We start from the raw sequence: 13,419 nt of genomic DNA, 5'->3' as shown, positions 1-13,419 counted from the left end.
TGACGAAGGGCAGGCTCCGCGTGTTCTGGTTGAGCTGCTTCTTTCTCTTCATGACGAAGGGCAGGCTCCGCGTGTTCTGGTTGAGCTGATTCTTTCTCTTCATGACGAAGGGCGGGCTCAGCGTGTTCCGGTTGAGTTGATTCTTTCTCTTCATGACGAAGGGCAGGCTCCGCGCGTTCTGGTTGAGCCGTTTTTTCATTTTGAGCCTCTTGGCGCAACGCATATTCAAGAATAGGAGACACTGATGTTTCTGCTTTCTCCTTAGAACTCACAGTCTCTGCATGTAACTCAGCTTCCAAAGCAGGCGATTCTTCTGCTCTCGAATCTTCACGAAGCTCAGCCTCCGCTGGAAGGTCCGCTTCTTCACGAACATCTGCTATTGCAGCTGCTGGCTCTGGCGTTTCATTTTCTTCTTTAACGACCTCAATCTCTATTTCTGAAGCATCATGTTCTGGCTCAGCTGCTTCTGTCTCATATTCTTCTCGACTTTCTGCTTCACGCACCAGAAGCTCTGACGGCTCACCTTCCTCTTTCACACCTTTTCGCGCCTCGGATTCTGAAGCGACTGATTCCGGCGGCGCAGCTTCTGCTTTTTCTGTTTCCAGCTCTTCACGTAGCCCCGCTTTCGAGACAAAGAGTTCTGGCGGTTCGGCTGGCGTTTCATCCTGCAGAACTGCTTCCGCTGCCGAAGGTGAACCCGTTTCTACTGCACTTTGTATTGGCGGCTCTGAAAACTCTTCCGCTCTGATTGCCGCAGGTTCCTCATATAGAGAAATCTCCGGCTCTTTGTCTGCGGTATCATCCAAAAGCCCTTCGATCGCTAAATCAGCCTGAATCGTTAAAATGCGTGAATCCGTTAATTGGTAGTCAAATGCGTCAATAAAGACGAAGACATCCTGTAAATGGCTCACTTTATTTTTAGGAATGGTAATATCCACCGGAAAACAGTGAGTCAGTTCTGCGCTTCCATCCTCTCTCTTTCTGACTTCTTCAACAAACCGCTTATCTGTATAAAACTCTTCGGTATGTTTGTTTTGATCTATGTTGTACTCACCTGTAAGTTCAAGCGATCCTCTGATTGATACATAATCATTTACTTCCTGAACCCTAATATCAGGATCTAATGAAATAGAAAGCAGTTCAGAAACTTCCTGTCCTTTTTGGAAACAGATCGATTCTTCTACAGAAAATTGCAATCGATGATTTTGCGGCAAGTTCATATCCTCCTTTCATCTAATCCTTAAAATTAGATGTCACTAAAGGTGTATGTATGAACTGGGAAAAATATGAGTGGGCGAGCACAGAAAAAAACCGGTACAAGGATGTCCTTGATACCGGTTTTCACTCTTAGCCGCGGCTGATCTCAGCAAATACTTTCTCAGCTGCCTGGATTGTTTTTTCAATATCTTCATCAGTATGGGCCGTTGAAAGAAAAAGGCCTTCGAATTGTGATGGCGGCAGGAAGACACCTTCATTTGCCATCCCTTTATAATAGTTAGCAAACAGCTTCAAATCAGATGCTTTGGCTGTTTCATAATTGATAACAGGTTCGTTTGTAAAGAAGAAACCGATCATTGAACCTGCGCGGTTAAAGGTATGCGGAATGCCATGAGCCTCAGCAGCTTTAGAAATGCCTTCTTCCAGCCTGTCGCCTTTTTTGATGAAATTCTTGTAGGATTCAGGTGTCAGCTGTTTCAATGTTTCTAAGCCAGCCGTCATCGCAAGCGGGTTGCCTGACAATGTGCCGGCCTGATAAATTGGACCGCTTGGAGCGATCTGCTCCATGATTTCAGCCTTTCCGCCATAAGCACCGACAGGAAGTCCGCCCCCGATTACTTTTCCTAAACAAGTCAGATCAGGCGTTACGCCGAAGTATCCTTGAGCACAATTATAATCGACCCGGAAGCCTGTCATTACTTCATCAAAAATCAGCAGTGAACCGTATTGCTCAGTGATATCACGCAAACCTTGCAGGAAGCCTTCTTGCGGCGGAACAACTCCCATATTTCCGGCAACCGGTTCTACAATAACTCCCGCAATGTCTTCACCGAATTGCTGGAAAGCAAGCTTTACACTTTCTAAATCATTGTACGGAACCGTGATGGTGTTTTTCGCGATACCTTCAGGTACACCAGGGCTGTCAGGCAGACCGAGAGTGGCAACTCCTGAACCCGCTTTAATCAAGAGGGAATCGCCGTGCCCGTGGTAGCAGCCCTCAAATTTTAAAATCTTATTGCGGCCCGTATAGCCTCTTGCCAAACGGAGGGCACTCATTGTAGCCTCTGTTCCGGAGCTGACCATTCGTACAATTTCTACAGATGGCACACGATCAATGACGAGCTTTGCTAGTTCATTTTCCACTTCAGTCGGAGCACCGAAGCTTGTCCCGTATTCAGCCACTTTTTTGAGGCTCTCTACGACGCGGTCATTTGTATGCCCTAAAATTAAGGGCCCCCATGACAAAACGTAGTCAATATATTCATTTCCGTCAATATCAAAGATTTTTGAGCCTTTTCCGCGCTCCATAAAAATCGGATCCATGTCTACCGATTTAAAAGCGCGAACGGGACTGTTCACACCGCCCGGCATGAGTTTTTGCGCTTCTTTAAAAGCCGCTTTTGATTTTTCATAGCTTCTCATCTGCCTCAACTCCTGTCAACTGAATAAAATTACTCCGCAAGCCATTTCGCTGCGTCTTTGGCATGATACGTAATGATCAGGTCAGCACCTGCACGCTTCATGCTTGTCAAAATTTCTAACACTATTTCTTTTTCTTTGATCCAGCCGTTTTGCGCTGCAGCCTTTACCATTGAATACTCTCCGCTAACATTATAAGCGACAAGCGGCAAAGCAAACTCATTTTTTACGTCACGCATGATATCCATATATGAAAGCGAAGGTTTAACAATCAAAAAGTCCGCCCCTTCCTCGACATCTGATTGTGCTTCGCGGAGTGCTTCCATACGGTTGGCAGGGTCCATCTGATATGTTTTGCGGTCCCCAAATTGCGGTGTGCTGTTTGCTGCGTCACGGAACGGACCGTAAAACTCACTTGAATATTTCACAGCATAAGACATGATTGGAATATTGACGAATCCTTCTTTATCAAGCGCTTCTCGGATCACTGTAACAAATCCGTCCATCATGTTTGAAGGCGCAATGACATCAGCACCTGCTTTCGCTTGGCTGACAGCTGTCTGCGCCAAAAGCTCAAGTGATTCATCATTGAGGATGACCCCGTCTTTGACAAGTCCGCAATGGCCGTGGTCTGTATATTCGCATAAGCATGTATCAGCGACAACAACCATCTCAGGGAAGTGTTTTTTAATTTCTGTGATGGCTTTTTGGACAATGCCGTGATCATGGTACGCTTGCGTTCCGCAATCATCTTTTTCTTCCGGGATGCCGAACACGATGACAGATTGAATGCCCAGTTTAACCAGCTCTGCCACTTCATCCTTCAATAGATCTAATGATACATGATAAACATCAGGCATTGACGGAACAGCTTTTTTGCCTTCCAGCCCTTCAACGACAAAAATCGGATAAATAAAATCCGATGGGTGCAAACGTGTTTCCTTTACCATCTCTCTCATTGTTTTTGATGACCGCAGACGGCGGTGTCTGTTAAATGATTGACTCATATTCTCTCTTCCTCTCTTGACATGCTGCACATTAACTCAAGCATGCCATCTATTGTAAATGTATCAGGCGTATGCGATGTAATGCCATACGTCAGCAGTGCGTCCCTTGTTAAAGGCCCGATGCTGATAAAGGCCGATCTGTTCGCCTGCCACTTTTTCAATTCTTCTCCCAAGACATGCATAAACGTATGTACGGTTGATGAACTCGTAAATGTCACATAGTCAAATGAATATTGGCCCGCAGCCTCTTTCAGTGCCTCGATGCCCTCTTCATCTGGAATCGTTTCATAGACAACCCATTCCTTCACTTCAAAACCGAGCGGGACAAGCTCCTGTTTTATCACATCACGTGACAAATTACCTTTAATCACTGTAATTCGTTCCGCCGGTTCAGCATGCTGCTTAAGGGCCTCCGCCAACTGTTCAGCGATATAGTCCTTAGGCATTACATCAACCGATACGTTATGCGTTTCCAGACGGCGAGCCGTTTTTTCACCGACAGCCGCAATTTTTTTATGTGCTGGAAGAATGAGCTGATTTTCCTTTAGATAAGAAAAAAAGAAGTCTGCTCCGTTCACACTTGTAAAAACAAGCCAGCCGGGCGCGGCAAGATCCTCTTTCAACTGTTTTGCAAGATCATTCGGCAAAGCGCGGCGAAACGTAATCAAAGAGGTCAAAACCGCTTTTCCGCCAAGTGCCTCCACTTTTTGCTGAAACGATTTTGCCTGCGCCTTATTCCGGGTGACAAGGACTGTTTTTCCTTTCAGCGGAAAATCATTTTCCATCCTCATCAAGCTCCCGTTTTACACGATCAATTAATTCTTTGGCCCCTTTGTCAGCCATAAGAGCGGCACAGCGCTTTCCTACTTCCTCCGGATCGTTTCCGGTGACAGTTTCTTTATAAATGATTTTGCCGTCAGGAGAAGCGACAAGCCCTGTCAATTCGATTTCATCCCGCTCGTTTAATACTGAGTAGCCTGCGATCGGAACCTGGCATCCGCCCTCCATCGCGTTTAAATAAGCACGTTCCGCCAACACGGTCCGTTTTGTATACTCATCCGTAAACTGAGTAAACAACGCCAATAGCTCCTCATCCGATTCTCTGCACTCAATCGCCAGTGCTCCCTGGCCCACAGCAGGCAAACAGCGCTCAGGGTCTAGGAATTCGGTGACGACATCTTGCTTCCAGCCCATTCTGGAAAGGCCGGCAGCAGCTAAAATAATCGCGTCATAATCCTCAGTTTCCAGCTTTTGAAGTCTCGTATCTATATTACCTCTAATCCATTTAATTGTAATGTCAGGACGCTCGATCAAAAGCTGTGCACTTCTTCTTAAACTGCTTGTGCCGATGACAGCGCCTTCCTTCATTTCTGAAAGCTTTACCCGATTCTTTGAAATAAGGGCATCACGAGGGTCTTCCCGTTCAGGAATACAGCCGATCACAAGGCCTTCAGGCAAAGCAGCAGGCATGTCCTTCATGCTGTGTACCGCCATATCAATGTCTTCGTTCAAAAGCGCTTGTTCAATCTCTTTGACAAACAGCCCTTTTCCGCCCACTTTCGAGAGCGTAACATCGACGATCCGGTCTCCCTTTGTCACGATTTCTTTGATTTCAAAGGCAAATGAAGGATTGATTTCCTTTAGTTTTTGAATAACCCATTTTGTTTGAGTCATAGCGAGTTTGCTCCGTCTGGAACCTACTTTTATTGTTCTCATTGTTTTCTTTCCTCCCGAATCTGCTTGGGACATCATTTAACTGAACCAATGGAATTGCGACAGGCTTCCAAGCAGGAAATAATTGATCATCAGCACGAGAAAACAAGCCGTATTCCACATTGCTGCGACCTTTCCTTGCAGCTCTTTAATCAGCCTGATATAAAGATAATAGCTGTACAGCAAAAGGACGACAAACGAACCAAGCACTTTGGCGTCGAACCAATACAGCGTTTCTAGTGAGACATAAGCCCAAATGACACCGAGAATCAAACTCAGCAACAGCATCGGGACCCCGATGATATTCAGAACATATGCCATATAATCAAGCTTAGACAAATCTTCTATTCTCAACAGCCATTTTCCCCATTTTTTCTTTTTCAGCAGGTGATATTGAAACATATACAGCACAGAAAAAACGAAAGAAAGGGAAAAAGCGCCGTATGAAAGAATCGCCATTGTAATATGAATCACCAAAAGCTCAGACACAAGCTGCCCGGAAAAAGCGGCTGACTGCTGCTCTGTCGGTGAAAAGGTATGAATGGCGATCATAGAAAACCCTATTACATTTGTAAAAAACACGATAAAGTCTACTCGTAAAAGCTTTGTCAGTACAAGTGACAGCGTGACAAGCACCCAGGCATAAAAATAAAGCGCCTCCGTCACATTTAATACCGGAAACCGCCCCGTCACCCACATAAAATAGGCCAAATACACGGTTTGCAGAGTCCAGACAATAGAAAGCAACCAGAAGGCCATTTTTCCAGCCTTCCGGTTGTGTTGAAGAAAGTCTATAAAATAAAAGAGTACACTTAATGCATAAATGACGATTGTTCCCTCATTAAGTCTTGCCATTGCAGTATCAATCATTCAGCATTCACTCACTTACAAGTGGGGCAAAGCCCGCTTTTGATTCAGCCTTGTTAAAAGAATGGACCTTTTGGCTGCTTTCAACAGTTTTCATCATTTGACGGCCCGCAGCTTCTTCAATATCAAAAATCTGCATAAATAAGGCCAGCTTTTCTGCAGAATCAGCATCTGCCGCAAGCTCTTTCACCTTTAGGATGGGATCACGCAGCATTTGGTTAATGATACTTTTGGTATGTTTGTTCAACAGTTTTTTCTCTCTTGTGCTTAAGTGAGGCAGCTTCCGCTCGATGCTGTCCATCGTTTCTGACTGGATGGCAAGCGCCTTTTCGCGCAATGCGGAAATAACCGGCACAACGCCAAGTGTATTCAGCCATTGTTTGAACTCCACAATGGTTTCTTCAATTAACAGTTCAACTTTTTCAGCAGTTTCTCTCCGCTCTTTCATATTCGCTTCTACAATGCCTTCGAGATCGTCGATATCATAAAGGAAAACACCTTCAAGGTCATTCAACGCAGGATCAAGGTCTCTAGGCACGGCAATGTCCACCATAAACAGCGGACGTCCCTTGCGAAGCTTATTCGCGTTTTCCATCATCTCTTTGGACACAACAAAATCACTTGCACCGGTTGAACTGATTAGGATATCAGCCTCCGCAAGCGCGCTTTCAAGCTGATTCAGGCTTCTCGCTTCACCGGAGAAACGGTCTGCAAGCTCCTTCGCTTTCAAGTATGTTCGGTTAATGACAGTGACCTTGCCGATTCCTTGTCCGTGCAGGTTCTCGGCAGCAAGCTCGCCCATTTTTCCCGCACCGAGAATTAATATGTGCTTGCTTGAAAGGTTTCCGAAGATTTTTTTAGCAAGTTCAACTGCAGCATAGCTTACTGACACTGCATTTGAACCAATATCTGTTTCGGAGTGAGTCCGTTTGCCCACTGTAACGGCCTGTTTAAACAGCTCATTAAAAATAGTCCCGATCGTTTTTTCTTGCTGAGCTGTTTTAAAGCTGTCTCGCACCTGGCCGAGAATCTGCGTTTCGCCAATCACCATAGAATCAAGTCCGCAGGCTACACGGAATAAATGCTCAACAGCCGCATCGCTTTCGTAAAATGTTAAAAACGGCGACAGTTCTTCTTTGCTCAATTGAAACCAATCAGCTAAAAACTTTTTTATATAATAACGGCCGGTATGGAGCTGGTCGACTACCGCATAAATTTCCGTGCGGTTGCAGGTTGAGACAATGATGTTTTCAAGAATGCTTTTCTCTTCTTTCAGCTGCACCATCGCTTCTGCCAGCTCATTCGGCTGAAAGCTTACTTTCTCACGTATCTCAATAGGGGCGGATTTATAATCTACTCCCACAACAAGTATATGCATAGCTTTAATTACACCCCCAACGCCCATTCTTTATTTATAATCATTCTAACATAGAACTCATTATTTATAATAATTATAACATAGTTTCTTTCACAAAATGTGAACAGATTTTAAAATTCTTATGCTATATTAGAAAAAGCGAAACAGGAAAGAAGCATTCCTATTGACAATACCAAAAACAGCAGAAATTTACTACACATCAGCTCTAAAAACAAGAAGGTGATATACATGAAACAAAAATCAATTTTACTCCCTTGTCTGCTGCTTGCCGCTTCTGTATATGCATGGCTTGAAAGCGGCCAAGCCGAACTGTTTTCAGGGCAGGATCAATGGCCTGTTCTCCTCATGCTGTTAGGCGCAGCCTTTGTATATCAAGGAAAAAAAGAAGCCGTTACACCGCATTTCTTTATCGGTTTGCTTCTTTTCGGGATCGGCTTGCACTTTTTCGCCAAGCCGAAATGGCCATGGTGGCCGAATGATTTTGAAATGCTCCTATTTATAATCGGCTTCTCACTCTTGGTGTCAACCATTCAGAAAAAAGAATATGTATATGAAGCTGTATCGATGATTTGTTTTTCCCTGTTTTTGTACTTTTACAAACAAATTATGGCATGGCTTGAATCTGCGCATATTCCAACAGCGCTTCTGAGAGAGTATTGGCCGTTTGTCTTTATTGGAATCTGTTTATTGTTATTATTGATAAAACGGAAAAAATCTATACGATAAATAAAACCGGCAGAGAGTTTTCTCTACCGGTTCAGCGTGTTGACAAACCCTCGCATTCGTTGTCAAGCCTGCGCGTCGGTGCTCACGAATTAGAACATTCGCTCCGCTCCAATGCTTGCCTTCCCTAGACTTCAAAGGTTTTCAATCACACTGAAAAAAGATGACAAAATCCTAAAACTAAAATCGTTTTAGGATTTTTCAACAATTTAAAACCGGCAGAGAGTTTCTCTACCGGTTTATCATTTTTTTGATCGCTCCCCAAGCTTCGTCTTTCCCCTTTTTCGTTTCTGAGGAGAAGAGAATCAGCTCGTCTTCCGGATCAATATTTAATGTCTGTCGGACAACCTTCGCGTGTTTGTCCCATTTTCCTTTCGGGATCTTATCTGCCTTTGTCGCGATAATAATCACAGGAATGCCGTAATACTTTAAGAATTCATACATCTGCACATCATCATTAGACGGCGCATGCCGCAAATCAACGATCTGCACCACTGCTTTCAATTCCTCGCGTGACGTGATGTAGGTTTCAATCATTCTGCCCCAAGCTTCACGCTCGGATTTTGACACTTTGGCAAAACCGTAACCCGGTACATCCACAAAATGCAGCTCATCATTGATAATGTAGAAATTCAGCGTTTGTGTTTTTCCAGGTTTAGATGACGTTCTCGCAAGATTTTTGCGATTGATTAATGAATTGATAAAAGACGATTTTCCCACGTTTGATCTTCCGGCCAGTGCAATTTCCGGAAGCCCGCCTTCAGGGTACTGTTCCGGCTTAACTGCACTGATCACGATTTCTGACTTTGTGACTTTCATTTCTTCTCTCCTACTAAGGCATGTTCCAAAACTTCGTCTAAGTGGGACGCCAATATAAATGTCAGGCCCTCTCTGACGCTTTCCGGAATATCCTCTATATCTTTTTCATTCTCTTTAGGCGCAATAATGGTCGTTAATCCCGCTCTATGTGCGCCAAGCGCTTTTTCCTTCAATCCGCCGATCGGCAGCACGCGCCCGCGAAGCGTGATTTCCCCGGTCATGCCGACTTTACGCGAAACCGCACGTCCCGTTAAAGCTGAAACAAGCGCTGTCGCCATCGTAATACCGGCTGACGGACCATCTTTAGGCACCGCACCCTCAGGTACATGTATATGAATATCATACTTCTCATGAAAGTCAGGTTCAATGCCAAGTTCTTCTGTTTTTGAGCGCACATAACTGAATGCAGCCTGAGCTGACTCTCTCATGACATCTCCGAGCTTTCCTGTCAGGATCAATTTCCCTTTCCCCGGAGAAAGCGATACTTCAATCGACAGCGTATCTCCGCCGACGGTTGTATATGCAAGTCCTGTAACTACACCAACCTGATCTTCTGTTTCAGCTTGTCCATATCTGAAAATGCGTTTTCCGATAAAGTCCTGAAGATTCTTCTCAGTGACCGTAATCCGTTTTCGCTCTTCAGCAACAATGGCTTTTGCAGCCTTACGGCAAATCGCGGCAAGCTGGCGTTCAAGGCTTCTCACACCCGCTTCTCTCGTATAGTAGCGGATAATATCAAGAATCGCCTGGTCACGCAGCTGCAGGTTGCTTTTCTTCAGCCCATGTTCCTTGACCTGCTTTGGAAGCAGGTGGTCTTTCACGATTTCGAGTTTTTCTACTTCTGTGTAGCCCGCGATATTTATTATTTCCATTCTGTCTCTGAGCGGACCCGGGATTGTAGCCAAATTGTTTGCCGTTGCAATAAACAGCACTTTTGATAAATCAAAGGTTTCTTCAATATAGTGATCACTGAAGGTGCTGTTTTGCTCTGGATCAAGCACTTCAAGCATAGCAGATGACGGGTCGCCTCTGAAATCAGATGACATTTTATCAATTTCATCTAATAAGAAGACCGGATTCAGCTTGCCGGCTTTTTTCATCCCTTGAATAATGCGTCCAGGCATCGCTCCGACATAGGTCCGTCTGTGTCCGCGGATCTCTGATTCGTCACGCACTCCGCCGAGTGAGATTCTGACGAATTCCCGCCCCATGCTTTTTGCAATTGATTTTGCTAAAGACGTTTTCCCAACACCTGGAGGTCCTGCCAAGCAGAGAATCGGGCCTTTCAGGGATTTTGTCAACTTTTGGACAGCCAAATATTCTAAGATACGTTCTTTCACTTTTTCAAGTCCGTGATGCTCTTCATCTAAGAGACGTCCTGCCTCTTTCAAATCAAGCTTATCATCTGTCTCATCAGTCCACGGGAGAGCGATTAACCAGTCGATATAGTTGCGTATCACTGAGCTTTCCGCAGAACTTGATGGAATTTTTTCGTATCTGTTCAATTCCTTAAGTGCGGTTTCCTTCACACGGTCAGGCATGCCTGCTTCTTCAATTTTTTCCGTCAGCGTCTGAACTTCGCCTGTTTTACCTTCTTTATCGCCAAGCTCTTTTTGAATCGCCTTCATTTGTTCACGCAAGTAGTATTCCTTCTGCGTACGCTCCATCGAACGTTTGACGCGCTGGCCGATTTTTTTCTCGATCTCCAGCACTTCTTTTTCATTATTGATAAAATCAATGACCTTGTTCAGTCTGTCTTTGACGTCAGCTGTTTCTAAGATATCCTGCTTATCCTTTAGCTTAAGGGGCAGGTGAGAAGCAACGATGTCTGCCATTCTCCCTGGCTCTTCGATATCAGTAACCGCGGCGTAAGTTTCCGCCGAGATTTTTTTAGAAATTTTTATGTACTGATCAAAGTGGTCTAACAAAGTCCGCATCAATGCTTCGTCTTCTGTATCTTTTGAATCATCTTCATGAATCAGCTGAATGTCGACCGACGTGTAATCCTCATGCTCATTGTATTTGACGATTTGGGCGCGCTTGAGGCCCTCAACCAACACACGAATCGTACCGTTCGGAAGCTTCAGCATTTGCTTAATTTTTGTATAAGTGCCGACACTAAAAATCTCGTCTTCACCTGGTTCGTCTATCGAAATATCCTGCTGAGTGGCTAAAAATATCATATGATCATGCATCATTGCCTGTTCAAGTGCCTGAACCGACTTGTCACGTCCTACATCTAAGTGCAAAACCATCGTCGGGTACACTAATAAACCTCTTAAAGGGAGGAGCGGGATGCTGCGTTTTAATTCTTCTGCCATGTGACTGACACCTCCGTGACTTTAGTATGAACCATTATAATACAACTTTTTCATCCTTGTACAATAAACGGCATGGTTCCATTTTCTATAAAACAGTCTCCTCGTAGTATACCCTTTCTTTCTGATATGAAAAAGGAAAAGATGTCCTTCATGAAAAAAACCCTATTATAAAAATAGGGTTTAAACGGATTCTTTATTGATTTCAATATTAAACGGTTTTTGTTCCGTCGGCGGATTCACTAAAATTTCATCAAGCACTTCCTGGAACGTCTTCACTGCAATAATCGTGATTCCGTCAATCTGCTTTAAGATCGCCTGCTGATTTTCATATGGGATAATCACTTTTTTCGCACCGGACTGCTTGGCCGCTTTTATTTTCGGAATAACGCCTCCAATGGGTTTTACAAGACCGTTCAGGCTGATTTCGCCCGTCATGGCAACGGTATTGTCAATTGGAATTTTGTGAATCGCTGAGAAAATTCCCGCTGCCATCGCGATACCTGCCGACGGCCCGTCAATCGGAACCCCTCCTGGGAAATTGATGTGAATATCATAATCAGACGGCTTCATTCCCATTGTCCTGAGCACAGTTAACACGTTTTCAACCGAACCCTTCGCCATGCTTTTTCGCCGGATTGATTTTGATTGGCTGCCAATGCTTTCTTCCTCCGCTATCCCTGTAATATTAATTGATCCTTTATCCTGAGCCGCGGTTACACTCACTTCGATTTCCAGAAGCGATCCGCTGTTAGGTCCATATACTGCAAGCCCATTAACAATGCCGACTTGCGGTTCAGCGCCGATTTTCTGCTCGTGCTTCGGCGTAAGCTGGCTGGAATGAATAACCCATTCAATATCTTCAATCGTAATGTCTTTTCTATTCTCCGTTACAGCCATCCCCGCGGCGATTTGAATCATGTTAACGGCTTCGCGCCCGTTCCGCGTATAGCTGGTCAACAGATCCAGACTCTCATTAGAAATGTTTTTTTCAATTTTATCAGCTGCTGTTTTGGCAACTGTTTTCAGCTCATCCTTTTCAAGCTCGCGGAAAAACACTTCTAAACAGCGAGATCGGATAGCTGGAGGAATTTCGTTCGGCATTCTTGTCGTCGCCCCAATCAGGCGAAAATCTGCCGGCAGGCCATTTTGAAAAATATCGTGAATATGATTCGGAATTTGTGTGTTTTCCTCGCTGTAATACGCACTGTCTAAAAAGACTTTTCGGTCCTCAAGGACCTTCAGCATTTTATTCATTTGAATAGGATGCAGCTCCCCTATTTCGTCAATAAACAGCACACCGCCGTGGGCATGGGTAACAGCTCCCTGCTTCGGTTGCGGTATCCCCGCCTGTCCCATTGCTCCGGCCCCTTGGTATATGGGGTCATGGACAGAGCCGATGAGCGGATCGGCAATTCCTCTTTCATCAAAACGTGCTGTTGTCGCATCAAGTTCCACAAAAACAGCCTGCTCTTTAAACGGCGATTGCTTATGTTTTTTCGCTTCTTCTAACACAAGACGTGCAGCAGCTGTTTTCCCGACGCCCGGAGGTCCGTAGACAATGACATGCTGAGGATTCGGCCCGCACAAAGCCGCCTTTAAAGCTTTAATGCCATCTTCCTGTCCGACGATATCTTGAAAGCTTTTGGGGCGGACCTTCTCAGATAATGGCTCGGACAAGCTGATGGCGCGCATTTTCCGAAGCTGCTCCATTTCCTTCTTTGATTCCTTATCTATCGTGACCTTTTGTGTCCTTTGATTTTTAAGCAAATTCCAAAAATACAAACCAATGATGATCCCGAAAAACAGCTGAATAAATAACGCGATCCCTGTCCAACTCATGATGGTCCCTCCTGAAAAACAATTTATGTATCCAATTCATTCCTCTGATTGCTAGTATCTCCCATAGAAGGCGGGAATAAACGTTTTTCCGGAAGAGATTGCGCAACAAAAAAAC

At 44.7% G+C, this 13,419-nt stretch carries 10 protein-coding genes and 1 pseudogene; 1 reads left to right on the top strand and 10 read right to left on the bottom strand.

The genetic code is table 11. The annotated features are described in order from the left end of the window. From AC4CV5_RS11910 to hemA, 7 genes and pseudogenes are all read right to left on the bottom strand, one after another. Nucleotides 1–1,214 (bottom strand): annotated as a pseudogene (locus tag AC4CV5_RS11910) (LysM peptidoglycan-binding domain-containing protein); the annotation flags it as partial. Between the two features lie 133 nt (nt 1,215–1,347). After that, complete coding sequence (hemL, locus tag AC4CV5_RS11905; protein WP_373923741.1) at nt 1,348–2,640, bottom strand: glutamate-1-semialdehyde 2,1-aminomutase; 1,293 nt, start codon at nt 2,638–2,640, stop codon at nt 1,348–1,350. A 29-nt stretch (nt 2,641–2,669) separates the two neighbouring features. After that, complete coding sequence (gene hemB / locus AC4CV5_RS11900; RefSeq protein ID WP_166850014.1) at nt 2,670–3,644, bottom strand: porphobilinogen synthase; 975 nt, start codon at nt 3,642–3,644, stop codon at nt 2,670–2,672. Then, nucleotides 3,641–4,429, bottom strand: a complete 789-nt coding sequence (hemD, locus tag AC4CV5_RS11895) for a uroporphyrinogen-III synthase (RefSeq protein WP_456520405.1) — start codon at nt 4,427–4,429, stop codon at nt 3,641–3,643. The genes hemB and hemD overlap by 4 nt, the downstream gene beginning before the upstream one ends. After that, nucleotides 4,419–5,360, bottom strand: coding sequence for a hydroxymethylbilane synthase (gene hemC, locus AC4CV5_RS11890; protein ID WP_166850008.1), 942 nt, complete (start codon nt 5,358–5,360; stop codon nt 4,419–4,421). The genes hemD and hemC overlap by 11 nt, the downstream gene beginning before the upstream one ends. Before the next feature lie 36 nt (nt 5,361–5,396). Then, the gene (locus AC4CV5_RS11885; protein ID WP_166850005.1) at nt 5,397–6,227 is read right to left on the bottom strand and encodes a cytochrome c biogenesis protein; all 831 of its coding nucleotides are present in this window, start codon (nt 6,225–6,227) and stop codon (nt 5,397–5,399) included. Nucleotides 6,228–6,234: 7 nt separating this feature from the next. Beyond that, nucleotides 6,235–7,602: a glutamyl-tRNA reductase gene (gene hemA, locus AC4CV5_RS11880; RefSeq protein WP_490922854.1), complete on the bottom strand. Its 1,368-nt coding sequence runs from the start codon at nt 7,600–7,602 to the stop codon at nt 6,235–6,237. A gap of 228 nt (nt 7,603–7,830) precedes the next feature. On the opposite strand from hemA, the gene AC4CV5_RS11875 reads away from it, so the two are divergent. Continuing rightward, nucleotides 7,831–8,328, top strand: coding sequence for a hypothetical protein (locus AC4CV5_RS11875; protein WP_326221311.1), 498 nt, complete (start codon nt 7,831–7,833; stop codon nt 8,326–8,328). 228 nt (nt 8,329–8,556) lie between these two features. On the opposite strand, the gene yihA is transcribed toward AC4CV5_RS11875, so the two are convergent. The 3 genes from yihA to lonB all read right to left on the bottom strand — a co-directional run bounded on the left by yihA (nt 8,557) and on the right by lonB (nt 13,304). Beyond that, nucleotides 8,557–9,144, bottom strand: coding sequence for a ribosome biogenesis GTP-binding protein YihA/YsxC (gene yihA / locus AC4CV5_RS11870; protein ID WP_166849977.1), 588 nt, complete (start codon nt 9,142–9,144; stop codon nt 8,557–8,559). Further along, the gene (lon, locus tag AC4CV5_RS11865) at nt 9,141–11,465 is read right to left on the bottom strand and encodes an endopeptidase La (RefSeq protein WP_166849974.1); all 2,325 of its coding nucleotides are present in this window, start codon (nt 11,463–11,465) and stop codon (nt 9,141–9,143) included. The genes yihA and lon overlap by 4 nt, the downstream gene beginning before the upstream one ends. Before the next feature lie 180 nt (nt 11,466–11,645). Continuing rightward, nucleotides 11,646–13,304 (bottom strand): ATP-dependent protease LonB, encoded by a 1,659-nt coding sequence (gene lonB / locus AC4CV5_RS11860; protein ID WP_166849971.1) that lies wholly within the window; start codon nt 13,302–13,304, stop codon nt 11,646–11,648. Between the last annotated feature and the right edge of the window lie 115 nt (nt 13,305–13,419).

The organism is Bacillus sp. NS1 (assembly GCF_058248265.1).
This window is presented reverse-complemented; position numbering and strand designations above follow the sequence as displayed.